Source organism: Algibacter aquimarinus (assembly GCF_039543265.1).
Classification (GTDB): domain Bacteria; phylum Bacteroidota; class Bacteroidia; order Flavobacteriales; family Flavobacteriaceae; genus Algibacter_B; species Algibacter_B aquimarinus.
On the sequence record NZ_BAABJK010000004.1, the window covers coordinates 481,986 to 508,932 of the forward strand.

27 protein-coding genes and 1 tRNA gene are annotated in these 26,947 nt (G+C 32.1%); 13 read left to right on the top strand and 15 right to left on the bottom strand.

Annotation, left to right across the window (positions count from 1 at the left end; all coding sequences use genetic code 11):
- Positions 1 to 25 precede the first annotated feature (25 nt).
- The 3 genes from ABD939_RS05055 to ABD939_RS05065 all read right to left on the bottom strand — a co-directional run bounded on the left by ABD939_RS05055 (position 26) and on the right by ABD939_RS05065 (position 2,271).
- A complete protein-coding gene (locus ABD939_RS05055; RefSeq protein ID WP_345165256.1) occupies positions 26 to 529 on the bottom strand; it encodes a DUF6702 family protein in 504 nt (167 codons plus the stop codon).
- 59 nt (positions 530 to 588) lie between these two features.
- A complete protein-coding gene (locus ABD939_RS05060; RefSeq protein WP_345165258.1) occupies positions 589 to 1,389 on the bottom strand; it encodes a peptidase associated/transthyretin-like domain-containing protein in 801 nt (266 codons plus the stop codon).
- An 87-nt stretch (positions 1,390 to 1,476) separates the two neighbouring features.
- A complete protein-coding gene (locus ABD939_RS05065; RefSeq protein ID WP_345165261.1) occupies positions 1,477 to 2,271 on the bottom strand; it encodes a carboxypeptidase-like regulatory domain-containing protein in 795 nt (264 codons plus the stop codon).
- 111 nt (positions 2,272 to 2,382) lie between these two features.
- Here ABD939_RS05065 and pepE point away from each other — a divergent pair, with 111 nt between their 5' ends.
- Positions 2,383 to 3,090, top strand: a complete 708-nt coding sequence (pepE, locus tag ABD939_RS05070) for a dipeptidase PepE (RefSeq protein WP_345165265.1) — start codon at positions 2,383 to 2,385, stop codon at positions 3,088 to 3,090.
- A 31-nt stretch (positions 3,091 to 3,121) separates the two neighbouring features.
- Here the strand turns inward: pepE and ABD939_RS05075 are convergent.
- Positions 3,122 to 3,194: transfer RNA gene (locus tag ABD939_RS05075), tRNA-Gly, on the bottom strand.
- A 47-nt stretch (positions 3,195 to 3,241) separates the two neighbouring features.
- A complete protein-coding gene (locus ABD939_RS05080; protein ID WP_345165268.1) occupies positions 3,242 to 3,667 on the bottom strand; it encodes a GNAT family N-acetyltransferase in 426 nt (141 codons plus the stop codon).
- A gap of 97 nt (positions 3,668 to 3,764) precedes the next feature.
- Between ABD939_RS05080 and ABD939_RS05085 the strand changes: the two genes are divergently transcribed.
- Positions 3,765 to 4,235, top strand: coding sequence for a GNAT family N-acetyltransferase (locus ABD939_RS05085; protein WP_345165271.1), 471 nt, complete (start codon positions 3,765 to 3,767; stop codon positions 4,233 to 4,235).
- A gap of 85 nt (positions 4,236 to 4,320) precedes the next feature.
- Positions 4,321 to 5,088 carry a M48 family metalloprotease gene (locus ABD939_RS05090; RefSeq protein ID WP_345165273.1) on the top strand — a complete coding sequence of 256 codons (768 nt, stop codon included), beginning with the start codon at positions 4,321 to 4,323 and terminating at the stop codon, positions 5,086 to 5,088.
- Between the two features lie 67 nt (positions 5,089 to 5,155).
- Here ABD939_RS05090 and ABD939_RS05095 read toward each other — a convergent pair whose 3' ends face one another.
- Positions 5,156 to 5,566, bottom strand: a complete 411-nt coding sequence (locus ABD939_RS05095; protein ID WP_345165276.1) for an ankyrin repeat domain-containing protein — start codon at positions 5,564 to 5,566, stop codon at positions 5,156 to 5,158.
- A gap of 249 nt (positions 5,567 to 5,815) precedes the next feature.
- On the opposite strand from ABD939_RS05095, the gene gpmI reads away from it, so the two are divergent.
- The 5 genes from gpmI (at position 5,816) to ABD939_RS05120 (ending at position 9,879) form a co-directional block, all read left to right on the top strand.
- The gene (gene gpmI, locus ABD939_RS05100; RefSeq protein WP_345165278.1) at positions 5,816 to 7,333 is read left to right on the top strand and encodes a 2,3-bisphosphoglycerate-independent phosphoglycerate mutase; all 1,518 of its coding nucleotides are present in this window, start codon (positions 5,816 to 5,818) and stop codon (positions 7,331 to 7,333) included.
- A 56-nt stretch (positions 7,334 to 7,389) separates the two neighbouring features.
- On the top strand, positions 7,390 to 7,794 hold the full coding sequence (locus ABD939_RS05105) for a BT0820 family HAD-type phosphatase (RefSeq protein WP_345165281.1): 405 nt from the start codon (positions 7,390 to 7,392) through the stop codon (positions 7,792 to 7,794).
- A gap of 175 nt (positions 7,795 to 7,969) precedes the next feature.
- A complete protein-coding gene (gene map / locus ABD939_RS05110; protein WP_345165284.1) occupies positions 7,970 to 8,788 on the top strand; it encodes a type I methionyl aminopeptidase in 819 nt (272 codons plus the stop codon).
- Between the two features lie 2 nt (positions 8,789 to 8,790).
- Positions 8,791 to 9,108, top strand: coding sequence for a cupin domain-containing protein (locus ABD939_RS05115; protein WP_345165287.1), 318 nt, complete (start codon positions 8,791 to 8,793; stop codon positions 9,106 to 9,108).
- 6 nt (positions 9,109 to 9,114) lie between these two features.
- A complete protein-coding gene (locus ABD939_RS05120) occupies positions 9,115 to 9,879 on the top strand; it encodes a class I SAM-dependent methyltransferase (protein WP_345165290.1) in 765 nt (254 codons plus the stop codon).
- Positions 9,880 to 9,881: 2 nt separating this feature from the next.
- On the opposite strand, the gene ABD939_RS05125 is transcribed toward ABD939_RS05120, so the two are convergent.
- Entirely contained in the window at positions 9,882 to 10,883 is a 1,002-nt protein-coding gene (locus ABD939_RS05125) for an FAD:protein FMN transferase (RefSeq protein ID WP_345165293.1), read from the bottom strand.
- A gap of 1 nt (position 10,884) precedes the next feature.
- Positions 10,885 to 11,262, bottom strand: coding sequence for a Na(+)-translocating NADH-quinone reductase subunit F (locus ABD939_RS05130; protein ID WP_345165295.1), 378 nt, complete (start codon positions 11,260 to 11,262; stop codon positions 10,885 to 10,887).
- An 89-nt stretch (positions 11,263 to 11,351) separates the two neighbouring features.
- On the opposite strand from ABD939_RS05130, the gene ABD939_RS05135 reads away from it, so the two are divergent.
- Positions 11,352 to 12,791: an SLC13 family permease gene (locus tag ABD939_RS05135; protein WP_345165298.1), complete on the top strand. Its 1,440-nt coding sequence runs from the start codon at positions 11,352 to 11,354 to the stop codon at positions 12,789 to 12,791.
- A 17-nt stretch (positions 12,792 to 12,808) separates the two neighbouring features.
- Here ABD939_RS05135 and ABD939_RS05140 read toward each other — a convergent pair whose 3' ends face one another.
- Positions 12,809 to 13,495 (bottom strand): arylesterase, encoded by a 687-nt coding sequence (locus tag ABD939_RS05140; protein ID WP_345165301.1) that lies wholly within the window; start codon positions 13,493 to 13,495, stop codon positions 12,809 to 12,811.
- A gap of 70 nt (positions 13,496 to 13,565) precedes the next feature.
- Between ABD939_RS05140 and ABD939_RS05145 the strand changes: the two genes are divergently transcribed.
- The 4 genes from ABD939_RS05145 (at position 13,566) to ABD939_RS05160 (ending at position 20,677) form a co-directional block, all read left to right on the top strand.
- Positions 13,566 to 14,249 carry an ABC transporter ATP-binding protein gene (locus ABD939_RS05145; RefSeq protein ID WP_345165303.1) on the top strand — a complete coding sequence of 228 codons (684 nt, stop codon included), beginning with the start codon at positions 13,566 to 13,568 and terminating at the stop codon, positions 14,247 to 14,249.
- Positions 14,249 to 16,801: an ABC transporter permease gene (locus tag ABD939_RS05150; RefSeq protein ID WP_345165306.1), complete on the top strand. Its 2,553-nt coding sequence runs from the start codon at positions 14,249 to 14,251 to the stop codon at positions 16,799 to 16,801. Before ABD939_RS05145 ends, ABD939_RS05150 begins: the two co-directional genes overlap by 1 nt.
- 116 nt (positions 16,802 to 16,917) lie before the next feature.
- On the top strand, positions 16,918 to 20,172 hold the full coding sequence (locus ABD939_RS05155) for a S41 family peptidase (protein ID WP_345165308.1): 3,255 nt from the start codon (positions 16,918 to 16,920) through the stop codon (positions 20,170 to 20,172).
- A gap of 52 nt (positions 20,173 to 20,224) precedes the next feature.
- Complete coding sequence (locus tag ABD939_RS05160; RefSeq protein ID WP_345165310.1) at positions 20,225 to 20,677, top strand: Na(+)-translocating NADH-quinone reductase subunit F; 453 nt, start codon at positions 20,225 to 20,227, stop codon at positions 20,675 to 20,677.
- A 117-nt stretch (positions 20,678 to 20,794) separates the two neighbouring features.
- Here ABD939_RS05160 and nqrF read toward each other — a convergent pair whose 3' ends face one another.
- From nqrF to ABD939_RS05190, 6 genes are all read right to left on the bottom strand, one after another.
- A complete protein-coding gene (nqrF, locus tag ABD939_RS05165; protein ID WP_345167332.1) occupies positions 20,795 to 22,102 on the bottom strand; it encodes an NADH:ubiquinone reductase (Na(+)-transporting) subunit F in 1,308 nt (435 codons plus the stop codon).
- Positions 22,103 to 22,106: 4 nt separating this feature from the next.
- Entirely contained in the window at positions 22,107 to 22,829 is a 723-nt protein-coding gene (gene nqrE / locus ABD939_RS05170) for an NADH:ubiquinone reductase (Na(+)-transporting) subunit E (protein WP_345165312.1), read from the bottom strand.
- A gap of 62 nt (positions 22,830 to 22,891) precedes the next feature.
- Complete coding sequence (locus tag ABD939_RS05175) at positions 22,892 to 23,539, bottom strand: NADH:ubiquinone reductase (Na(+)-transporting) subunit D (protein ID WP_345165314.1); 648 nt, start codon at positions 23,537 to 23,539, stop codon at positions 22,892 to 22,894.
- A gap of 1 nt (position 23,540) precedes the next feature.
- Positions 23,541 to 24,287 carry a Na(+)-translocating NADH-quinone reductase subunit C gene (locus ABD939_RS05180; protein WP_345165317.1) on the bottom strand — a complete coding sequence of 249 codons (747 nt, stop codon included), beginning with the start codon at positions 24,285 to 24,287 and terminating at the stop codon, positions 23,541 to 23,543.
- 2 nt (positions 24,288 to 24,289) lie between these two features.
- Positions 24,290 to 25,513: an NADH:ubiquinone reductase (Na(+)-transporting) subunit B gene (locus ABD939_RS05185; RefSeq protein WP_345165320.1), complete on the bottom strand. Its 1,224-nt coding sequence runs from the start codon at positions 25,511 to 25,513 to the stop codon at positions 24,290 to 24,292.
- Positions 25,513 to 26,868: a Na(+)-translocating NADH-quinone reductase subunit A gene (locus ABD939_RS05190; protein WP_345165322.1), complete on the bottom strand. Its 1,356-nt coding sequence runs from the start codon at positions 26,866 to 26,868 to the stop codon at positions 25,513 to 25,515. Before ABD939_RS05190 ends, ABD939_RS05185 begins: the two co-directional genes overlap by 1 nt.
- Positions 26,869 to 26,947 lie beyond the last annotated feature (79 nt).

Below are 26,947 nucleotides of genomic sequence, written 5' to 3' on the forward strand. Positions count from 1 at the left end.
AAATTTAGAGGGTTTTAACTTTTTTTTAATTAAAATTTAACACCAAATTATTATCCTGAGAAGTTTGAATAACACTTTTTTGCTTTGAATTAATTTTGGTTTTTACGATGTTTTGTTGATCTTCAAATAAATCGAATAATATTTTATTCGAAATTTCGATAGATTCAATACTTTCAACACCTTCAATTTCTAAATAGCAGCGCATAATATCGGCTTCATATTCTTTTCCAATAAAAACAATATTAGCCTCTTTATTATTCACTTTAATTGCTATTCTATCTTTTAAATATTTTTCAACAAAAGCATTAACAGTTTCCGGCTCGTTCTTTCCTGCTAATGTTATACTTTCATCATAGCGTTCTCTTAAAATATTTTCAAAATCATCAATAAAAATTCTAGAGGTTATTTGTACAGATTGCTTTTCAGACACATAGTTAATTTGCGTAACACTTATGTAATATTTATGCATTGCATTGAATGCAAAAAAAGGCAATACTAAAAGTATAATTATCTGTTTTGGAAATTTCATTAATTTTTTTAATTGCTAAAATAACTATTTTGACATTTCAAAAAGCATTTCATTTTAGTTTAATCGTCTTTTGTGTTTAAATTTTGCTTGTATTGTTTTAACTTTTCTTTTAAAAATTCAAAAACTTCAATATCGCTTGTACCATTGCACCTTGTGTAGAAATCTGGGTCATCTTCACAGAAATAGAAAAAATCTGCGTGTAAACTCTCATCAAGTTCGTGTATACTAAAAAAATCTTCGAACAGATTAACCTTAATTGTACGAAGTAAATCTGCTTTTCGCTCCATTCTAACGTGTTGTTTAAGCTCTTTTGTTCTACCTGAAATACCATTTAATATAGGGTTTAGTGGTATCCCTCCTGTTAAAAGACCTAATAACATTTTAGGTTTAAATTCTCCTGCTTCGCTAAGTCGTCTCTCGCTTTGTGTGGCTATTTTACCTGTGTAACCAGGTATACCTACATCGTAAAAATTAATTGGTGGGTCTCCATCTGTGTTATTGATATCTGAATATAAGTCGCCCGTTAGTATTTTACCTACTGTAACTTCATCTAATTCGTTTATTAGCTCTTCGAGGTTTACTTCACAGGTTTTTGAAGAAATAATATTCTTATCTAGTACTATACTTTTAGGTTTATGCTGAATAGAAGTAAATGTTAGCGTATCGTTGATGCTTCCATAAATTTTAAATTCACCTTTATTATTTGTAACAGTGAAAATTTTGGCGGTTTTATTAATTACATGAATGTTCTCTATGTTTTTTTTACTTTTTATGTAACCGTTTATTTCTATAGATTGAGAAATAACCAATTGAAAACAAAACAAAAATATTAATAATACAAGATGCTTAGTTTTTAACATGCTGACTTTAAAACACTAAGAACGGATTTAGAATCTTAAATAAAACACAAAACCATTTTAATCTTTTGTTAAATTGATATTTGAGAATTATTTATTTAAAAAATCGACACTTTTTTTATTTAGCAATTCTAAAAACTCCATTTCTTTTCCATAGTTAAGTAGAGAGAAATCGAAATCATCACTCTCTACATATCTAATAAATTCCTCTACTCGATGCTCTGGGATTTTAAAATTATCAACTAAAAACTCAGACCCAAAATAGTATTTAATAGATTCTACAGGAACATCTGGTACACCTGTCTTTTTCTTATTCTTTACTTCAGATCGGAATAACGGCAACAATAACTGGTCTACTACATTAACAATATTAAGGCCATTTACAAGTTCATTTTTTTGTGTATTAACGGTCATATTTTTTACTTCCGTTTTGTAATTATCTTGAACATCAAACTCATCACTATTTTTTATACCAAAATAAATAGCATCCATTTTTGGAGTAAATCGTTTAGTTTTACTCATATCATTGTCCAAATTTCCCGTAAGGTTATTTGGTAATAAAATAATCTCATCAAGTTTATTAATTTCTTCTATTAAAAAAACTTTCATACTTCTTGATTCAATAATATCTTCATTAACCGAAAAACTGAGACTTTGGTACTGCAAAGCGCTTACTTCAATTATATCATTTAGTGTAACTTTTAAAGTAAATTCTCCAATTTCATTCGTAATTGTACCAATATTTGAAGATTTATTAAAAACAGTAATGCCAGCTACATCATTACTTTCAACAATAATTTTACCCTTAACCTCAAGTCTATTTAAATTTTGAGAAAAACTATTTAATGCAGAAATTAATATTATAAATGTGAAAATTCTTTTCATTTTGATTTTTATTTAAAAATACCACTTAAAATCTTAATTCTAGTTCAAAAGCAAAATAAACTTTTGTTAAAAACTTAATTTAACTAGCTTTACTAAGTAAATTTTTTTTTGATGAAAAACATAATTATTGCGAGCACTTCCACACTTCATGGTAGCGGGTATTTAGAATACATTTTAGAAGATTTAGAATTTTTTTTTAAAGATGTTAAAGAAATTATTTTTATTCCCTATGCCAGACCAGGTGGCATTTCTCATGATGAATACACAGAAAAAGCAAAGGAAGCATTCTCTAAAATTAATATATCTGTTACAGGTCTACATACCTTTGACAACCCTAATAAAGCCATAAAAAACGCAGAAGGTATTTTTGTGGGTGGTGGTAATACATTTGTTTTAACTAATCAATTATATAAAAATAATTTAATTGATGTTTTAAAAAAAGCTATAAACAACGGCACACGATATATAGGTACTAGTGCAGGAAGTAATATTTGTGGTTTAACTATTAAAAACACAAATGACATGCCTATTATTTATCCACCTAGTTTCAACGCTTTAGCTCTTGTTCCGTTTAATATCAATCCGCATTACTTAGACCCAGATTTAAATAGTAAGCATATGGGAGAAACTAGAGAAACTAGAATTAAGGAGTTTCATCATTTTAATACTCATCCTGTTGTTGGTTTAAGAGAAGGAAGTTGGTTATATGTAAAAGATGATTCAATTACATTAAAAGGAGCATTAACCGCTAGGGTTTTTGAGTATAATAAACAACCATATGAAGTTGAACCCAATACCGAATTGAATACTTTAAAATAGAAAAAGCCTCATCGTTTTGATGAAGCTTTTGAGCGGGAGACCAGGTTCGAACTGGCGACATTCAGCTTGGAAGGCTGACGCTCTACCAACTGAGCTACTCCCGCATTAAGGCTGCAAATATAAAATCTATTTCCGTTTAGACGGTAAAATTTTATAATTTTTTTAAAAAGTGATAACCATATATTTTAAACCCCTCATTGTAATAAAATTTATGGGATGCGTAATTGGTAGCGTAAGTATTTAATTCAATAGATTCGCACCCTTTTTCTTTTACATAATTATAAATCCATTTAAAGAATTGTTTTCCAAGTCCTTGCCCTCTGTACTGGTCTTCAATAAAAACATGATCGGGCTCAACACTTTTACCAGAATAGTGTCTTGTACAAAACCACAAACCGCAAATACCTATTAATTTTTCATTATCGTATATAACTGCACATTCATAATTTTGATTTATCATTTCAGAAAAACGATCTTTTAAAACTGCATAAGACACAGATTTCTCATTAAGTTTTTCAACTAAAGGAATGATATCATCAATTCTTTTTTTATCTATAATTTTAAACTCGAATGGCATGAAATTGTTTTTATTAAAATTAAATAATTTAGCATTAGCACTAAATTAAAAAATTAATTTTGTTTAAGTTTGAGTAGTCGTTTTTTTAAATTAAGCCATGTCAGAGAATTTATTAAATAACACCAATTCTGAATACTCAATAAACATTATTAATTCAAAGGAAACTTATCCTGTAAGACACCCTATATTAAGAGCTGGAAAACCCATAGAATCTTGTGTTTTTGATGGTGATGATTTTGAAACTACCATACACCTTGGGTTATTTTCTAAAAATAAACTCATTGGCATTTCTACTTTTTTAGAAAAAAATAATTCTTCGTTTTCTGAAACTAAACAATATCAATTAAGAGGTATGGCAATTTTAAAAGAGTTTCAAGGAAAAAATCTTGGAAACTTAATATTGAAAGAAGGAGAATCTCTACTCAAGAAAAAGGACGTTGAAATAGTTTGGTGTAATGCAAGAGAAGTAGCTTTAAATTTTTATAAGAGAAACAACTATAAAATTATTGGTAATTCATTTAATATTAAAGACATAGGATTACATTATACTATGTTTAAAATGCTTTAGTTAATGTGACTTTGCAGAAAAAAAGCGTCTTATAAATATGTAAGCCAAAATTAGTAACTTTAATTTTATCAAAAAATTCATTCTTATGCGAGGTAAAAATCTAAAATATAGACTTTTAATTGGAGTAGCAATAGCACTTTTTTTTGTTATTAAAAGATGTAGCCAAAGAGAAGTTAATCCATATACTGGAAGAACCCAAACAATTTCCATGAACCCAAATGAAGAAATTGCTATAGGCTTACAAAGTGCTCCTCAAATGGCACAACAGCATGGTGGCTTACATTCAAACAACCAATATCAGGCCTTGGTTGATAACGTAGGAAACAAATTGGTTAATAGTAGTATAGCTAAACAAACGCCATATAAATACGAATTTCATTTATTAGCAGACCCAAATACAATTAATGCCTTTGCACTTCCTGGAGGGCAAATATTTATAACCTTTGCATTGTTCTCTAAGTTGGAAAATGAAGATCAACTTGCTGGTGTTTTAGGGCATGAAATAGGACATGTATTAGGCAGACATAGCGCCGAGAGAATTGCAGAAAGCGAGTATTGGCAAGGCCTTACAACTGCTGGATCTGTAGGAGCAGATATGGGAGGCGTTATTAGTGGAATTGGACAAAACACATTATTAACAAATGGTCGTGATGATGAGTTGGAAAGTGATGATTTAGGTGTTCGTTTTATGCTAAAAGCTGGTTATAACCCTGAAGAAATGATTGGTGTGATGGAAATATTGAAATCTGCTGCTGGCCCAAATCGAGTTCCGGAATTTCAAAGTACACACCCAGACCCTGATAACAGGATAGAAAAAATTCAAGAATCCATAGAAAAATATAGAACACAATAAAAAAAGCCTTGCACAGCAAGGCTTTTTTGAGTGACTAGCTCAAATAATTATATAAATATTTTAATAATTATTTTCTCTTTTTAGCTTTTTTTGCTTCAGATAATGTTTTTTTTATAATTACTGCAGCGTCTTTAGCACCATGCAATTCAGCATACTTAGCAGCAGTCATACCTTTGTCTGATTTTGCTTTTAAATCAGCTCCCTGAGAAATTAAAAGTTTTAAAATTTCAGTTCTATTAAATTTTGCAGCATACATCACTGGAGTCATGCCATTAGACTTTTCGTTTACATCTTCGCCTCTAATAATTAATTTCTTAACGGTTTCTATATCACCTTTTGCTATAGAGACACAAAAAGAATTAACTTTTAAAGCAGCTACAGTTTCATAAGTTTCAACTGTTGAAGTTAGTGGAGTGGCATTAACTGATACAATTGAAAAGCATAATGCGATTGCGGAAATAATGATTGTTTTTTTCATGATGAAAGATTTTAATTTGATTAATGATTACGTTTTTTGATATATTAAATAGACGATAAAAAATCTAATTTGTTACACTAAAAATTATTTATAACACTTTTTTAACGTTTAATTTACATATTATTAACGATTTAAGTCGCCAGTTATTGTTTTACTAAAACCTAATAGAACAGCACTTTTTCAGGCGTTTTTAATACATTAATCTGAGTAAAATAAGTATCTTTGTATTGTACTAAATTTGTATAAATAATGAACAAAAAAGTTATTTTAATGATACTTGATGGCTGGGGAAACTCACCAGACCCTAAAGTTTCTGCAATAGATCATGCTAATACACCTTTTATAGATTCTTTGTATAAAAAGTATCCATTCGCAACTCTAAGAACAGATGGTTTACATGTTGGTTTACCTGAAGGGCAAATGGGAAATAGTGAAGTTGGACACATGAATTTAGGAGCTGGTCGTATTGTATACCAAGACTTAGTAAAAGTTAATTTGGCTGTAAAAAATAAATCACTAAATACAGAAAAGGTTTTAGTTGATGCTTTTAAATATGCCAAAGAAAACAATAAAGATGTTCATTTTTTAGGTTTACTAAGCGATGGTGGAGTACACTCGCACATAAACCATCTTTTTGGTTTAATTGATGCAGCCGATGATTTTGGTTTGGAAAACACATATGTACACGCTTTTACAGATGGTAGAGATGTAGATCCGAAATCTGGTTACGGCTTTTTGTCTGAATTAGAAACTCATTTAGAAAACTCAAATGGAAAATTAGCCACTGTAACAGGTCGCTATTATGCCATGGATAGAGATAAACGTTGGGAACGTGTAAAGTTAGCTTATGACGCTATTATAAATAGTATTGGAGAAAAATCTACAAACGTAACTGAAACTATGCAAAAAAGTTACGATAACGATTTAACAGATGAATTTATAAAACCTATTATAATGGTTGATGATTCTGGTAATCCTATAGCTAAAGTAAAAGAAGATGATGTTATTATCTTTTTTAATTTCAGAACAGATCGCGGTCGAGAATTAACAGAAGTCTTATCTCAATCAGATTTTCATGAACATAATATGCATAAACTTAATTTGCATTATGTAACGCTAACCAATTATGATGACACCTATAAAAATGTAAATGTTATTTTTAATAAGGATAATCTAACAGAAACGTTGGGAGAAGTTTTAGAAAAAAATAAGAAAAAGCAAATTCGTATTGCTGAGACTGAAAAATATCCGCATGTAACTTTCTTTTTCTCTGGAGGACAAGAAAAACCCTTTGATGGAGAGCAACGTATTTTAAGAAATTCGCCAAAAGTTGCAACTTACGATTTAAAACCAGAAATGAGTGCCTTCGAATTGAGAGATGCATTAATCCCTGAATTGGAAAAAGGCGATGTTGATTTTGTGTGTTTAAATTTTGCAAATGGAGATATGGTAGGACATACTGGCGTAATGGAAGCTGCTATAAAAGCCTGCGAGGCAGTTGACGAATGCGTAAAAGATGTTGTTACCACGGCTTTAAATAATGGATATTCTACCTTGCTTATTGCAGACCATGGTAATTGTGAAACTATGATTAATCCAGACGGAACGCCAAACACAGCTCACACCACAAATCCTGTTCCTGTAATTTTAATTGACAACGAACTAAAAGAGATAAAAGATGGTATTTTAGGAGATATGGCTCCTACCATTTTAAAGTTAATGGGAGTTGAACAGCCCGAAGCCATGACGCAAAATGCTTTAGTATAAAACAGTAAAAAATAAATTATCGTATTTTTGCATAGAACCCAAGTCGCTATTTAATAATGAATTTTAACGAAACACTTATAATTGCTGTAGATTTTGATGGTACTATAGTTGAGGATGCCTATCCCAAAATTGGTAAACCTCAAATTTTTGCATTCGAAACGCTTACAAAGTTGCAAAATGAAGGCCATAGATTAATACTTTGGACCTACAGAAGTGGTTATAGATTAGATGAAGCTGTTAAATTCTGTGAAGAAAATGGTATTCATTTTTATGCTGTAAATAAAAGTTTTCCTGAAGAGAAATTCGATGAATCTATAAGTCGAAAAATACACGCTGACTTATTTATTGATGATAGAAATATTGGTGGTTTTATCGGCTGGGGAGAAATCTATCAAATGCTCACTAACGAAAGTCCGCAAATTCCTGAAAAGAAAAAGGGTTTTTTTGACTTGTTTAAGTAAACCATATCTGCTAAATTTTATCAACATCGTCTATTTAATTCAAGCCGTTTTTTTATAGATACTTAATTAAAAATATCCTATTGCTAAATCTTTAAATATGCGACAATAGATAGTCGTTAGTTTTTAAAGATTCAAACACGATTTTTTAAGTATCTTTGCCATTATTTTTTTAAGTATGATTGTAGTAAAAACAAGAGAGGAGATTGAGTTAATGCGAGAGAGTGCATTAATTGTATCTAAAACCCTTGGCGAAATTGCAAAAGCAGTAAAACCAGGTGTTACTACGTTACAACTCGATAAAATTGCTGAAGAACACATAAGAGACCACGGTGCTATTCCAGGTTTTTTAGGTTTATATGATTTTCCTAATACACTATGCATGAGCCCGAACTCTCAGGTGGTACATGGCATTCCAAACGGAACCCCTTTAGTTGAAGGCGATATTATTTCTATTGATTGTGGTGCTTTAAAAAATGGTTTTTATGGCGATCATGCCTATACATTCGCTGTTGGCGAAATTGACGTTGAAACTAAAAAATTACTTCAAGTAACCAAAGAATCTCTTTACGTAGGTATCCGAGAATTTAAAATTAATAATCGCGTTGGGGATGTTGGTTATGCCATTCAAAAATATTGTGAAGACCACGGTTATGGTGTTGTAAGAGAATTAGTTGGACATGGTTTAGGCAGTAAAATGCATGAAGACCCAGAGATGCCTAATTATGGTAAACGAGGACGTGGCAAAAAATTTATTGAAGGTATGGTTGTTGCCATTGAACCTATGATAAACATGGGAACACATCGTATAAAACAACACAGAGACGGTTGGACTATTACAACTCTTGATAATAAACCCAGTGCACATTTTGAGCATGATGTAGCATTAATTGATGGTAAACCTGAATTGCTTTCTACATTTGGTTATATATATGAAGCTTTGGGTATCGAAAGTAACGAGGAAGAAGAATTTCGTAAAAACACTTTAGTTCTTTAAAAATGAAATACACAATTTCTGAAATACCTCAAAAAGAATTAGCCAAAGGTATAAACGGCAAATACATACATACAAAACATAACACCATTGGCTTTATAAATATTGATAAAGACGCTGTTCTTCCTGCTCACTCCCACATTCATGAGCAAACAACTCAAATAATTTCAGGTAAATTAGAAATGACAATTGATGGTGTTACTCAAATTTTAGAACCCGGAGCAATAACAGTAATTCCATCAAATGTGGTGCACAGTGCCTTTGCTTTAACAGATTGTGTTGTAACAGATACATTTTATCCTATAAGAGAAGATTATAAATAACAGCTTTTGAAAAAAATCTTCAAACTAGTTTTAAACATTATTCCAAGGCCATTACTTATAAGGTTAAGCTACGTTGCACGTCCAATTTTAGCTTTCTTTTTAAAAGGCGAAAAATTTACAGACCCAATAGATGGAAATAGTTTTAAAACCTTTTTACCTTATGGATATGGAACGCAACGCAATAATGTATTATCACCTTCAACTCTAAGTTTAGAGCGCCACAGACTACTTTGGCTTTACTTAAAAAACGAAACAGATTTTTTCACCTCTCAAAAAAACGTACTTCATTTTGCTCCAGAACAGGCTTTTTATAAACGTTTTAAAAAAATGCCTAATTTAAAATATACAACTACAGATTTAAATTCTCCTTTAGCCGATGTTAAAGCTGATATTTGTAATCTTCCTTTTAAAAATGATAGCTACGATGTTATTTTATGCAACCATGTATTAGAACATATCCCTAATGATACTAAGGCTATGCAAGAGTTATATCGTGTGTTAAAACCAAAAGGGATGGCTATTCTTCAAATTCCTCAAGATTTAAATCGTGAAACTACTTTTGAGGATGATTCTATATTAGATAAAAAAGAACGTGCGAAAATTTTCGGTCAGTATGACCATGTACGTGTTTATGGTAGAGATTACTTTAATAAACTTAGAAGTATTGGTTTTAAAGTAGATGAAGTCGATTATACATCTAAACTCAATGAGACTGATATTGAAAAATACTGTTTAGCTAAGGGCGAAATTATTCCTGTTTGTTTTAAATAGATTTAACTCTCCGGAAAATTATTTAACGAAAGTGTTTCCAACTCTTTTCTATCATTTTCAAAAATCAAAAACACTTTAAGCTCAGGGTGTGATTTTAAGAATAACTTTATTTTTTCAATACCCATAATCTTAAAAGCAGTAGCATAAGCATCTGCAATAATACAGTCTTCAGCGATAACAGATATACTCAACAAATTTGTTTTGCTTGGATAGCCTGTTTCTGCATCAATTATATGAGCGTACCTATTACCATCTTCATCTACTTTAAACTTTCTGTAAGTTCCTGATGTTGCCATGGCTGCATCTTTTAAAACTAACATTTTATCCCAACTATAAGTACCGTCAAAATTTGGATTCTCAACACCTACGGTCCATCCAGATTTCTTTTCTAAATTAACACCTTTAGCATTAAGTTCGCCTCCTATATTTACAATATAATTCGCTACATTTTTACTATCTAAAAAATCAGCAATAACATCTACAGCGTAGCCTTTGGCGATAGCATTGAAATCTAAAAATGTATTAGGTTGTTTAACCACTTTTTGTTCAATTATAGCAACTCTATTAAAACCTACAGATAGCATTAAATTTTCTATTTTAAGACTATCTAAATTTTCTATTTTTCCTTCTGGTCCAAAATCCCATGCATTAACCAAAGCTCCTATTGTGGGATCGAAAGCGCCTTCAGTTTCATTATAAATAGCTTTTGAAGTTTTAAAAACATTTTCAAAGTGTTTATCAATTGTTGCACTCTCATTTCTGTTAATTTTAGAAATATCAGAATCTTCTTGATAAGTTGACATCGATTTATTTATAATAAAAAACAGACTATCAAATTGCTTTCTATAATTAATCTCAGAATCGTAAGTTACTTGATAAAATGTACCAAAAACACCGCCTTCAATCTTAGAGTTTTTAAAACTTTGTACTTCAACTTCTTTCTGTTCATGCTTACAACTACTAAAAGCAATACAAAAAATAACAACAAATAAAAAGTGCTTCATTCTAGTTTAAATTAGTTTCTAAAACTTGAATACCATTATATTCTAACAAATATTCTTCGTTTAAGTAAATAGGTGCTTTTTCATCGTTCTTATTCCCTAAACCTACACCAGCATAAAGCACCTTAGCATCTTTTTCGCGTGCATGTTTTTTAAAAGATTCCATCCAAACTACATCAAAATTATTAGGATTATCAGGTAAAATTACTGCTCTAACAATAACAAAATAGTATTGGCTATTCTTGTCGATACATACAAATTGCGGATGTTTTTTCAGTTTACTATTTACAGCAATAAACTCAAAACCACGCTTTTCTAAATCTTTTCCAACATGATTCATTGCTAAATTATGAAGCTCTTGTTGTGTAAGTGGTTTACTCATTTTACAAAATTACTATTAATATCTATTTCATTAAAATTTTGATTAACTTTAAAACGATATTTATACACTTTTTTGAGTCAAAAATACAAATGACAAAACATCCAAGTTCAAAAAAAATAGGTCTTTTTTTAGGTCCTTTATTGTTTATTATTCTTCAAATTTTCTCTATAGAAATTATATCAAAAGAAGCTGATACGGTTATTGCTACTGCACTCTGGATGGTTTTATGGTGGATTACTGAAGCTGTTTCCATTTCGGTTACAGCATTATTACCACTTTTATTATTCCCATTATTTAAAGTAATGCCCATTGCCGATGTTGGTGCTAATTACGGAAGTCCAATTGTTTTTTTATTTTTTGGCGGTTTTGTGTTAGCACTAGCCCTAGAAAAAGTTAACCTCCACAAAAGAATTGCTCTAAATATTATTAAAAAAACAGGCACTACTCCTAATAAAGTTATACTTGGCTTCATGATAGCCACTGCTTTTATGAGTATGTGGATTAGCAACACTGCAAGTACTGTGGTTATGCTTCCTATAGCTATATCTGTAATAAAATTATTAATTGATGATGAAGATGGGTTTAGTAAAAAGGATCAAAATTTTGCACTAAGCGTTATGTTAGGTATTGCTTTTTCAGCAAATGCTGGTGGTATAGCTACAGTAATTGGAACACCGCCAAACTCGGTTTTAATAGGGCTTTTAGAAAACGAATATAGTATTGAGGTTTCCTTTTTTAAATGGATGCTTATGGGTGTTCCTTTTTCAATTATTTTAATTACTATAATTTATTTTGTTTTAGTAAAATGGATGTTTCCAAATAGAGGTTTAGTATTTAATACCTCCAAAAATGTTATTAATGATGAACTGGAAAAACTAGGCAAAATGTCTGGAAAAGAAAAGCAAGTTTTAATAACCTTTAGTGTAATTGTATTTTTATGGGTTTTTAGAAGTCTCATTAATTCAATAATCCCTTCGCTAGGTTTAACAGATACAATGATAAGTATTTTGGGTGCTTTAGCTCTATTTACAATTCCATTTAATATAAAAACAGGAGATTTTATTCTAAAATGGAACGATACTGAAAAACTAGCTTGGGGTATATTAATTCTTTTTGGAGGTGGTTTAGCATTAGCGAAGGGAATGTCCTCAACGGGTATTGTTGATTTAGTTGCTACAGGTATTTCAAATAGTAATATTAGTATTTTAATAATGGCTACACTACTTATTATTTTAATGTTGTTTATGACTGAATTAATGAGCAACGTAGCTTTAACAGCAGTATTAGTTCCCGTGGTTGCCGGAATTGCTATAGGATTGGAAGTCCCTATTTTACACCTATTAATACCAGTTACTATTGCTAGTAGTTGCGCTTTTATGCTTCCTATGGCAACACCACCAAATGCTATTGTATTTGCTAGTGGTTATGTAAAAGTGAGCCAAATGGCTAAAGTAGGTATTGTAATTAACCTTATTGCTGTTGCCCTTTTAGTACTTTTATTTAAATTCTTTTTACCTTTAATTTTTTAAACGTTAAAAGTTTAGATTTAAATTACATCCTTTAAAACTTCCCACGTATTTTTAGCCAAAATCTTGTGTCCTTCTTTAGTTGGATGTATCCCATCAGCTTGATTTAAATCTGGAATTCCTGCAACATTTTCAAGCAAAAAAGGAATAAGTTCTAATTTATTTTTAGCTGCTAGTTCAGGAAATATTTTTTTAAATTCTGTTGTATACTCCACACCTAAATTAGGTGGAATTTGCATACCTGTTAAGATAATTTTAACCTCTGGATTTTTTTGGCGTACAAAATCTATAATAGCCTGTAAATTATTTCTAGTTTCACTTAATGGTACTCCGCGTAAACCATCGTTAGCTCCAAGTTCTAAAACAAAAATATCTACATCTTGCTTAAGCACCCAATCAATTCTATTTTTTCCTCCAGCTGTAGTTTCTCCGCTTAGACCTGCGTTTATTACTTGATAAGACAGCCCTAAAGAATCTATTTTACGTTGAATAATTGCCGGAAAAGCATCTTCTATATCTAAACCCAGGCCAGCCGTTAAACTATCTCCAAAAAACAAAATACTTTTACTCTTTTTTGTAACTGCTTGTAAATTATCTGAAACCTCAATATCATCAGTAGTAATATTAATATCTTCTTTTTTAGTTTCCTTACATGATAAACCAATAAAAAAGAGTAAAAAATAACAAAAGATTAACAGGTTTCTCATAGTCTAAAATTTAATTATTGAAAACATTTTTTTACTTTGGAAAAAAGCAAAATTGCGTTAAAAAAAATTCATGGTAAAGATATTAAACGTTAAGAACTTAGAGAAAACTTATTTTAGTGGTTCTAAGTCTTTAAACATATTAAAGGACATTAGTTTTTCAGTTGAAGCACAAGAAACTTTCGCTATTGTTGGTCCTTCTGGCAGCGGAAAAACAACGTTATTAGGTTTATGTGCAGGTTTAGACAGGCCCAATTCTGGTGTTTTAGAACTTTGTGGAACAGATATAAGCAAACTTAGTGAAGACCAACGTGCTAAACTAAGAAACGAAAAAGTTGGTTTCATTTTTCAAGATTTTCAATTGTTACCAACTCTCACTGCTCTAGAAAACGTTGCCGTACCTCTAGAGCTTCAAGGTGATAAAAAAGCTATAGTTAATGCCACTTCACTTTTAGAAAAAGTTGGTTTAGGAAACCGACTAGACCATTATCCTTCTCAATTATCTGGAGGAGAACAGCAGCGTGTTGCTCTAGCTAGAGCATTTTCAAATAAACCTGATATTCTTTTTGCTGATGAACCAACTGGAAATTTAGATACTGAAACTGGTGATAAAGTAATCAATCTACTTTTTGATCTTAACAAAGAAATAGGAACAACTTTGGTTATCGTAACCCATAATATTGAACTCGCTCAAAAAACCAACCATATTCTTAAACTTAAAGGAGGAAGTGTTGTTGAAAACATCAAACTAACATAATGGTAGATATCACAAAAACTTCAAAAACTAGTTTGGGCTGGTTATTCAAAATGGCATGGAGAGATGGAAAAGCTAGCTGGAAAAAGCTAACACTTTTTATGGCCTCTATTGTTTTAGGTATTGCTGCAGTTGTATCAATTCAGTCTTTTAGCTACAATTTAAAAAACAATATTGCTTTACAATCTAAAGCAATAATGGGCAGTGATTTTAAAATTGACACAGATAAAACTCCAAATGAAAACCTACTTCATATTATAGATTCTTTAGGTGGTGCCAATGCTCAAGAAATTAGCTTTTCTTCCATGGCTATTTTTCCTAACAAAGCCTCTTCAAAATTTGTTCAAGTAAGAGGTATTAAAGGTGATTTTCCATTTTATGGAACTCTAGAGACTGAGCCTAAATCCTCTGCTTATAACTATCAAAAAAAAGAAACAGCTTTGGTTGACGCCACTGTAATGCTTCAACTAGGTTTAAACGTTGGAGACACTATAAAAATTGGAAAAACAAAACTTAATATTGGCGGTGCTTTAAAATCAATCCCTGGCAGTTCTTCTTTATTTAGCGCTATTGCTCCTCCAGTAGTTATACCGTATAGTTACATAGAAAAGTCTGGACTCGTACAAATAGGTAGCAGGTTAGATTATGAATTTTATTTTGTTGCAAAGCCTGAAACAGATTTTGAATATTTAGATAATATTCTTGATGACAAACTTGATACAGTAGATGCCGATTTAGATATACACACAAGTACAAGTAGAAGACTTGGAAGGAGATACAACAACTTTGCTAAATTTATAAATCTTGTTGCTTTTATTGCATTATTATTAGGCTGTATAGGTATAGCAAGTGCTGTACATATTTACATAAAAGAAAAACTACGCTCAGTAGCTATTTTAAAATGTATCGGTGCTAGCAAAAAACAAACGTTTTTAATTTACTTAATTCAAATCGTTTTCATAGGTCTTTTAGGAGGGGTTTTGGGAACATCCTTAGGCATCATTTTACAACAATTATTTCCAATAATTTTAGAAGGTTTATTACCCGTAGATGTTGAAATAACTTTAGCTCCTCAAGCTATAATAATGGGCTTGTTATTGGGACTTTTCATGTCAGTTTTATTTGCACTATACCCACTAATTGGCACTATTTATATTTCTCCGTTACAGGCACTACGTATTCAGGAAAACAACAATTCAAATACTAAAATAGGCGGCTTATTGATACTATCTGCAATTTTTATCTTCATTTTTATATTTGCTTATTGGTTGTTAAAAGATTTAAAGTATGCATTAGGCTTTCTTATTGGCTTAATTGTAACGTTTTCTATTCTTGGAGGTATAGCAAATGGTTTGATGAAATTAATAAAAAAGTTTTTTCCGCATTCTTGGGGTTTTATAGCTCGTACCAGTTTACTGAATTTATTTCGCCCTCAAAACCAAACTTTAATTTTAATAGTAACTATTGGCGTTGGAACATTCTTAATTAGCACCCTCTATTTCAGTAAAAATATACTTTTATCGCAAGCATCTATCGAGTCTAAAACAGACAATGCTAACATGATTTTGCTAGATATTCAAAACAACCAAAATGAAGCGGTTACAAATACTATATTAAAAAATAATCATCCCGTAATAAGTAGTATCCCAATAGTAACAATGAGTATTCATAGCATTTCAGGAAGAACTGTAAATGAGATTAGACAAGATTCTACTTCCACTATAAGAGGTTGGGTTTTAAGTCATGAATTTAGAGTTTCATATCGCGATTCATTAACGTCATCTGAAACTGTAAGTTCTGGAGTATTTACTCCAAATGCTAAACCAAACAGTATAATACCTATTTCTATTAGCGATAATTTTGCTGAAAATGCTAAAGTAACTATTGGAGACAAGATAACTTTTAATGTTCAAGGTGTTTTGATGAATACCGAAATTGGAAGTATAAGAACTGTAGATTGGAGTCAGATGCAAGTGAATTTCAATGTACTATTTCCTAAAGGCGTATTAGAAAAAGCGCCACAATTTAAGGTACTTTCTACCTATGTCCCAAACGAGAAAGCTTCCGCTTATTTACAACAAGAGCTTGTAACAATGTTTCCAAATATATCTATTCTAGATCTTAGACAATTATTAAGTGTTATTGAAAAGTTGTTAAACAAAATTGGATGGATAATAAATTTTATGGCATTTTTTAGCATACTAACTGGTATTGTGGTGCTAATTGGTACATTACGAAACAGTAAACATCAACGTGTAAGGGAAAGTGTTATCCTCAGAACATTAGGTGCCAAAAAAAATCAAATATTAAAAATAGTTGCTTTAGAATATACTTTTCTCGCAATTATAGGAAGTTTAACAGGTATTTTATTGTCACTAATTAGTAGTCAGCTATTGGCTTTATTAGTTTTTAAAGCACCTTTTTTACCCTCAATAGTTCCTTTTGTTATATTATTACCTGGAATTACTTTATTAGTTTTAATAATTGGAGTATCAAATAGCAGAAGTGTTATTACCAAAACGCCTCTTGAAGTATTAAGAAAAGAGAAAGGGTAGTATAGAGTTAGTTTAATAAACCTATTATATTTATTTAAGTTCTTTTTACTACTTGTTTTTTAATACTGTAAAAAGTGTAACTTTAAAACATTAACCAATCATTTAAATCAATCAAAATGAAAAAATTAATCACATTAAGTATCTTATTCCTATTTGTTTCTGGTATTTGTTTGGCTCAAAGAACCAGACTTTTACGTCAACCAGATATTAGCGACACACACATAACTTACACTTATGGCAGTGATATCTGGATTTCTGAGTTAAATTCTACTGAAGCAAAACGAATTACAAGTACTAGTGCCGTAGAATCTAATCCACACTTTTCCCCAGATGGAAAATGGATAGCTTTTAGTTCAAATAGGTCAGGAAGCACAGCGGTTTATATTGTATCATCTAATGGTGGGGAAGCTAAAAGACTAACATGGCACCCAAGCAGTGCTAGTGTTAGAGGATGGAGCAATGATGGTAAACATATTTTATATGCTAGCACAAGAGAAACGGCACCTGTTCCGCACAATAGACTTTGGTCTGTTTCATCAAATGGAGGTACATCAAAACTTTTATCAAAACAATGGGGTTTTGATGGACAATATTCCCCAGATGGAAAAAAAATAATTGTTGATAAAATTAGTAGGTGGGATTCTGAGTGGCGTGCTTATAGAGGCGGGCAAAACACACCTCTTTTTATTCTAGATTTAAAAACAAATGAAGAAGAATTACTACCACATGTAAACACAACAGATATAAAACCCGTGTGGCTAGGAGACACTATATACTTTTTATCTGACAGAGATTTAGTTTCGAACATTTGGTCTTACAACACAAAAACAAAAGCACTAAATCAAATAACCAATTTTAAGGGATCTGATGTTAAGTGGCTATCTGGCAAGAATAACACTTTAAGTTATGAAAGAGATGGTTACTTACACCTCTTAAATTTAGCTAACAACAATAGTTCTCAGCTTGAAATTAACGTAATTGGCGATTTTCCATGGGCACAATCTAAATGGGAAAACGTTACAAATTCATCACGTTCAGCCTCATTATCGCCAAATGGAAAACGCGTTATTGTAGAGTCTAGAGGTGATGTATTTACTATTCCAGTAGAATTTGGAGACCCAAGAAATATAACAAATAGCTCGAATGCTGCCGACAGAGCTCCTATTTGGTCTCCAAAAGGCGATAAACTTGCTTGGTTTTCTGATGCTGATAGAAAAGGATATGCACTCATGATTTCTTCGCAAGATGGGCTAACTGAACCTAAAAGTATTTCTATTGGAGAATCAAAAATGGCTTGGAATCCTACTTGGTCTCCAGACGGAAAGCACATTGCCTTTGTAGATGATGATGTAAGGTTAAGAGTATTAACCATTGATACTAAAAAAATAGCCACTATTGATACTGGAGGAAACAACCTTGAACGTAACTCTATAGAAATGGCTTGGTCTCCAGATTCAAATTGGATTGCTTATGCCAAATCTGGGAATAATAATTTAAGACAATTGTTTATTTGGTCTTTATCAGAAAAAGTTAAAAGACCAATTACTGATAGTTTTGCAGATTCTTTTTCTCCTGCTTGGGATTTAAATATGAAGCAATTTTATTTTCTTGCTAGTACAGATATTGCTTTAGGTTCTGGTTGGGCTAATACTAGTGCTATGACTTCAGACCCAAGATACGCAGCCTATGTTATTAATTTAGATGCCAAAGACAGTTCTCCATTTAAACCAAAGAGCGATGAAGAGGAGGTAAAAAAAGATGATGAAGACAAAGGTAAAGAGGATAAAAAAGAAGAAAATAATGACGATAAGAAAAAAGATGACAAGAAAGATAAAAAAGTAACTATTGATTTTAATGATTTAAACAGGCGTATAATTGCACTTCCAATTCCTGTTAGAAGTTATCAAGGAATTATGGCTGGACAAAAAGGCTCTTTATTTATTGGCGAAAGAATACCAAATAGTAGAGGAAGTAAAATTCATAAGTTTAAATTAAAAGATAGAAAACTAAAAGAGTTTATCTCTGGTGCAAATCGAGTTTTTATAACACAAAACGGAAAACATATGCTTGCCAGTGTTTCTGGAAGTTGGCAAGTAATAAATACTTCGGGTGATAGTGGAAAAGGTGGTAAAAAAGTTAAAATAAACCTTTCCATGAATGTTGATTATGCAGCAGAATGGGAACAAATGTTCGAAGAAGCTTGGCGTTATGAAAGGGATTATTTTTATGACCCCAACATTCATGGAAGAAACTGGAATACCGTTTATAAACGTTATGCGCCTTTAGTACCTTATGTAAAACATAGAGCAGACTTAAGCTATATTCTAGACCAAGTAAATGGAGAACTTTCAGTTGGCCATAGTTTTGTTTTTGGTGGAGATTTCCCTGAGACTGAAACGAATCGGGTTGGCTTACTTGGTGCAGATTTGAGCGCAGAAAACAAATATTGGAAAATAAATCGAATTTACACTACCGAAAGTTGGAATCCTGGGCTATCTGGACCGCTAGACGCTCCTGGATTAAACATTAAAGAAGGTAATTACATTGTTGGAATTGATGGCGTTGAAGTTAATTCAGACCATGATATTTATAAATTTCTTGATGGAACTATTAATAAACAAACCGTATTACATATTAATAATAAGCCCGAATTTAAAGGTTCTTGGAAAGAAATAGTTAAACCAATAAGAAGCGAAAATTCTTTAAGACAACGTACTTGGGTAGAAGACAATAGACGCTTAGTTGAAAAACTATCAAATGGCCGTTTAGGGTATATTTGGGTTCCAAATACTGGTGGTTCTGGTTTTGTATCATTTAATCGTTACTATTTTGCACAGCAAGACAAAGAAGGTGCAGTAATTGACGAAAGATTTAATGGTGGAGGTCTATTAGATGACTACATGGTAGATTTAATGACAAGAAGTTTAAGAGCTGCCATTACCAATGAAGTACCAAATGGGAAACCCATGAGATTACCAGCAGGAATTTTGGGCCCGAAGGTTTTGCTTATTAATGAGATGGCTGGATCTGGTGGAGATTTTTTTCCATGGGTATTCAGACAACAAAAAGCAGGTAAACTTATAGGTATGCAAACTTGGGGTGGGTTAGTAAAATCGTCAGTACATTACGGCTTGGTTGATGGCGGCGCACTTACGTCACCTGACAATGCAGTTTTTGATCCTATAAATAATAAATGGATAGGAGAAAATATTGGTATTGCTCCAGATATTAAAGTGAGGCAAGATGCTAAAGCTTTAGAATCTGGAAACGATCCACAATTAGAAAGGGCAGTTCAAGAATTAATGGGTATGCTAGGTACTAAAACAAATATTACACCTCCAAAGTTTTCGTCACCCGCAACAGGTAATTAATTTTTAAAGTTTTGGATATCATATTTTTTAGGTAAATTACAAGTAAAAAATAATGAAAACATCATACAGATTAGACTCCGCAATTAAAAAGCTATATAATGCTTTTCATAATAATGAGCTGAATCCAGAATGTTGCAAGCAATGTGCCGTTGGAAATATACTTGATAATACAGATAGCTGGAAACACTTATCTGATAGTCATGGTAGTTTAAAACTTAATTATGTTGGAAAAGTGCATCAATCTTTTGGCAGAAAATTTAATGGCTATTCGCCACTGGAATTATTAAAAATTGAGGCCACTTTTTTAAAAGCTTGTGGTTATAAATTACCTCTTTATTATAAAAATGATAAACCTAAAAACATAACAAATAAAGATGTTTTATTTCATGGTTTATCCGGTGTTATAGAACTTTTATGTAAAATGGATAGAATCCCTAATGTTATGGATTATACCAAATTATTCGAAGTAGAAAATGATAAACCAAAATACGAATTGATATTTTAGTCCAATAAAAATATTAACAAAAAAACCAACTCTTCAGAGTTGGTTTTTTTGTTTTTTAAGAATAATAAATAAAGTTCAGTAAGCCAATTTTTAAGTTTTGCATACTGCTATTTTCATTTATCCTCCAAAGTCATCAAATCGGATGTGTTCGTCTGGAATTCCAAAATCTTCACCCATTTTCTGTACAGCCTTATTCATTAACGGCGGTCCACAGAAATATAACTCTATATCTTCTGGAGCATCGTGTTTACTTAAGTAATTATCTATAACACAATTATGAATAAACCCAACAAACCCATCTCCAGGTGCGTCTATATCTTCTTTTACTTTCCAATTATCTTCTTCTAATGGCTCAGAAAGTGCCATATAAAACTTAAAGTTAGGAAAATCTTTCTCTAAAGATTTAAAGTGATCTATATAAAATAACTCACGTTTAGATCGTCCACCATACCAATACGTTACTTTTCTACCAGTTTTGATAGTTTTAAATAAGTGATATAAGTGCGAGCGCATAGGCGCCATACCTGCTCCACCACCAACATATAGCATTTCACTTTCAGACTCATTAATAAAGAATTCACCGTAAGGGCCTGAAATAGTTACTTTGTCGCCTGGTTTTTGAGCAAAAATGTATGATGAAGCAATACCTGGATTTACATCCATCCATCCATTTTTATTTCTATCCCATGGTGGTGTTGCAATACGAACATTAAGCATAATTTCTCGTCCTTCTGCTGGATAAGAAGCCATAGAGTAAGCTCGCTCAACAGTTTCTGTATTTTTCATTACCAAAGGCCAAAGCCCAAACTTATCCCATTCTGCCTGAAACTTATCAGGAGTTTCATGCTCTTCTGGGTGAGCAGTAATATCAATATCAGAATATTTAATTTCACATTGTGGAATTTCAATTTGAATATACCCACCTGCTTTGTAACCCATATCTTCAGGAATTTCAACTACAAATTCCTTAATAAATGATGCTACATTATAATTTCTTACAACTGTTGCCTCCCATTTTTTAATACCAAATACCTCTTCAGGAATAGTAATATCCATGTCTTGTTTTACTTTAACTTGACATGCTAAACGTGCACCATGTTGTAATTCTTTTCTCGAAAAATGAGGTGTTTCTGTTGGTAGAGCTTCTCCTCCACCAGATAGTACGTGGCATTCACATTGAATACAAGTTCCACCTCCACCACAAGCTGATGGTAAAAACACTTTGTTACTTCCAAGCGTAGAAAGCAAACTACCTCCTGAGGCTACCTCTATTTCACGCTCCCCATTGATAGTAATTTTTACTGGTCCAGAGGGTGACAATTTTTGTTTTACAAAAAGTAATAAACTTACAAGTAACAACGTAATTAATAAAAACGCTGCTACTGTTGCTATAACTGTTCCTGTTGTTCCTGCTGCTAAAATCATCATACTAGTCTATAGTTTTAGTATTTTCAGCTAATTCTTTAGCTTTTTCAGTTTCAATTTTAATATCTTCTAATACGGTTTCAGTTGCTGCTGGCTTCTCTTCTTCATCACCGCCAGTAAGCATCCCTCCAAAACTCAAGAAACCAATTCCCATTAATCCTGTAATAATAAATGTAATTCCCAAGCCTCTTAAAGGAGCTGGTACATTACTGTATCTAATCTTCTCGCGAATAGCTGCTATAGCTAAAATGGCTAAGAACCAACCTATTCCTGAAGAAACTCCATAGTTAAATGCTAACCCTAGAGTTTCAATTTCTCGAGATTGCATAAATAAAGATCCTCCCAAAATTGCACAGTTTACTGCAATTAATGGTAAAAATATACCAAGTGAATTATATAATGAAGGTGAAAATTTTTCTACCACTATCTCAACCAACTGCACCATGGTTGCAATAGTTGCAATAAACATGATGAATGATAAGAAACTTAAATCGTAATCTACGTATTCTTCTCCTAACCAAGATAAAGCTCCTGGCTGTAATAAATATTGATCTAATAACCAGTTTAATGGCACTGTAATTGCCAATACAAATATTACCGCTGCTCCTAGTCCTACTGCGGTTGCAACTTTCTTAGAAACGGCTAAGTATGAGCACATTCCTAAGAATACTGCAAATACCATATTATCAACGAAAATTGATTTAAAAAATAATTCTAAATGTTCCATATATGTTAAGTTTTCAGTCTCAGTCTTTACTATTGCTATAAAAGACTATAACTGTATACTGATTAATGATCTTCTATTAATGCTTTATTTCTACTACGTTGTACCCAAATAATTAATCCAACAACTATTAATGCCATTGGAGGCATTAACATAAATCCATTATTTTCATAACCAATAGAGTATACTCCTGTTTTTTCGATTGGGTCTCCCAATACAGGGACACCAAATAAAGTTCCTGAACCTAGTAACTCTCTAAAGAACCCTACAATGATTAGAATAACTGCATAACCTAATGCATTACCAATACCATCTAAAAAGGATTTCCAAGGTCCGTTTCCTAAAGCAAATGCTTCAAAACGTCCCATGATAATACAGTTTGTTATAATTAGTCCCACAAATACAGATAAAGTTTTACTCAATTCATAAGCAAATGCTTTCAATACCTGGTCTACTATAATTACCAAAGCAGCAACTACAATGAGCTGAACAATAATTCTAATTTTTGAAGGAATGATATTTCTCATTAATGAAATAACAACGTTACCTATACCCAAAACAAACAATACCGCTATACCCATAACTAGAGAGGCTTTTAACTCTGCAGTAATTGCTAATGCAGAACAAATACCTAATACCTGAATAGTAATTGGATTGTTATCAGCTAACGGGTCTGTGATTAACTTTGCATCTTTTTTTGAAAGTAGTCCCATATTATTTTAACGTTTTAAAGTAAGGTAAATATAATTTTAAGTCATTCTTAATCATGGCTGAAACACCATCACCAGTAATAGTTGCTCCAGCTAAGGCATCAACTTCATAATCATCTTTTATTTCATTCTTTGGATCTGCGTTTCCTTTAGCAACCGTAATACCTTTAAAAGCGCCTGCTTCAGTTAATAAACGTTCTCCATAAAAGTCGTCCATAAAATAACGTTGCTTAATGTTAGCACCTAAACCAGGTGTTTCACCGGCATGGTCAAAAAATGTACCTTTTACCACCATATCTTTATCTAGTGCAACATACCCCCAAATGGCATCCCAAAGTCCTTTTCCTCGTATTGGAGCAATGTAAAATGTTTCGCCATCCTTTTCACCAACAAATAAAGGCAACCTTCTAGTCCCCCCATTTTTAGCTCTAGTTTGTTCTTTCTTTATGTCAATTAGGTAAGCTTCTTCATCTTCTTTTACATCTCCGTTTTCAATGACTAATTGTTTCTTGATGTATTTAGAAAATTCATCAGCAACTACATCGGTTCCTACAAAGGTGATATCTCCTGCACCTTCGTTACCGTTTACACCCATAGCATACAAGATATTCTGTTGCTTTTCCATACGCTTATTCTCATCAATATTAGGCCTTAGAGACGATGCTGTAAACGCCAATAGCGAACCAACAACTAATACCATAGCGATAGCAAATATTATAGTATATGAATTTTTATCTGTGTTAACTGCCATAATTATGCTGCTTTAACTTTTAAACGTTTCATTCTTTTCTTAACATTACCTTGTACTACGTAATGATCGATAGTTGGTGCAAAAACATTCATTAAAAGAATAGCTAAAAATACACCTTCAGGGTATGCTGGATTAAATACACGAATCATGATTGAAATAAATCCTATCAAAAATCCATAAATCCATTTTCCTTTATTAGTTTGTGAAGCTGTTACAGGGTCTGTTGCCATGTATACTGCTCCAAATAAAATACTACCTATGATTAAATGTTGCCAAAAAGGAACACTCATTAGACCGTAAAACTTGCTCGATTCTCCAATCCAACCTGCATCTACAACGCCATTGAATATAAGCCCCATGGTTAAAGCACCTATTAGAGTTGAAACTATAATTCTCCAGCTTCCAATTTTTGTAAAAATTAAAAACAAAGCACCGATTATAATTAAGAATTTTGAAGTTTCACCAACAGAACCTGGTATAATTCCCCAAAACATATCCCAGTAATCATAAACTACCGAGTTTCCTTGTGCGTAACTACCTAAAATAGTTTCACCAGAGATGGCATCTAAATTTGCTCCATCGGCAATCATTTGGTCACGTTCTACTGCTCCGTGAACCCAAACTTTATCTCCAGACATCCATGTTGGATAAGCAAAGAATAGGAAAGCTCTAATAGTTAATGCAGGATTTAAAATATTCATTCCTGTTCCTCCAAAAACTTCTTTACCTATTACAACACCAAAAATTACTGCTACGGCTAACATCCATAATGGGATATCTACTGGCACAATTAATGGCACTAGCATTCCCGTTACTAAATACCCTTCTTCAACCTCATGTCCTTTAATAACGGCGAATAAAAATTCTACTGCTAAACCTACACCATAAGAAACTACTACCAATGGTAATACTTTCCATAAACCAATAATTAGGTTATCTATGGTCCAAAATGAAGCTCCTAAAAACCCGTTTGCAGAATCAATTTCCCCTAACGCTAAATAATGTTGATATCCAGCATTGAACATTCCAAATATTAAACATGGTACCAAAGCCATAATAACGGTATTCATGGTACGTTTTAAATCATCAGCTACTTTAATGTGAGTTCCATTATGGGTAGTTTCATCTGGCAAGTATAAAAACGTATGAATAGCATTAAAAGCTGGTGCCATTTTCGACCCTCTATACTTCCTTTTTAAAATATGTAATTTGCTCTTTAAACTCATTATCCTATCTCTTTAAGCATTAAGTCCAATCCTTCTCTTATAATTTTTTGATGCGGTTGTTTAGACACACAAACAAATTCTGTTAACGCAAAATCCTCTGGAGCTACTTCATACATTCCTAAGGCTTCCATTTCATCTAAATCTTGATACATACAAGCTTTTAAAATTTGCATTGGAAAAATATCTAGAGGAAAAACTTGTTCGTAAGTTCCAGTAGTTACAAATGCACGATGTTCGCCATTTGTGTTAGTATTTAAATCGTACTTCTTATTTGGGTTTAACCAAGAAAATGTTAAAGCTCTAGAAGTTGATATTTTATTAAATATCGGTTTATTCCATCCAAAAAACTCATAATCATCACCTTCTGGAATTACTGAAATTACATTACTGTAATAATCTAAACTACCATCTGGTTTTATTTGTTTTCCAGTTAATACATTTCCAGAAATCACACGGTCGTTTCCTCCTTTAGAGACACCTTTATCGTAAATCATTGTTGAAACTTCACTTCCTATTTTGGTAGTAAAATATCTTGGCTTCTCAACTGAAGAACCAACTAATGCAACAATGCGTTCTGCATTAAATTTACCTGTAAGCAACAACTCACCAATAATTACTAGATCTTGTGCATTTACCGTCCAAACTACTTCGCCTTTGTTAACTGGGTTAACTTTATTTATTAAAGTACCTACGTTACCAGACGGGTGCGGACCAGAAACTTTATGCAAAGTAACACCACTTAATCCTGCTAAAGGAGAGTCAGCATTTTTTCCAACAGCAATATGCACTTGTCCTTCAGTTAGTTTTCCTAACGCTGTAACTGCGGCCTGTAATTCAGCCTCTTTACCTTTTAGCGTAAAATCTAAATCGGCAGCTAATGGTGCAGTGGCATAACCCGAAATAAAAATATCTTTTGGAGATTTACTTGGGTTTGCAATTACATCATAAGGGCGCTGCTTTATAAAAGACCAACAACCAGATGCCAATAAATGTGATTTTATTGCTTCTGCTTCAGCAGACTCAAAATTAAACTTACCATGGTCTATACTTTCCTGCGTTTTAGCAGCTTGTATTTTTATGGCCATAATACGTCTTCTTGCTCCACGTTCAACCTCAACAACTTCACCTGCTACAGGAGACACAAACTTCATCTCTTCAATGTCTTTGTTGTAAAACACTGTTTCACCTGCTTTTACAGATGTGCCTTCTTTTGCAATAAGTTTAGGTATAATACCGTGGAAATCTTCCGGTCTTAGCGTATAAAAGTTGCTTACTATAGCCTTTTCAATGGTTTTTTCAGCTTCACCTTTAAGTTTAATGTCCAGACCTTTTTTAATACGAATGTCGTTTGACATATTTTTTTATTGAAATTAGTTATCCAAAAATCGCTGCAAAAATACGAATTTATACCAATATATTTTTCAAATCATCACA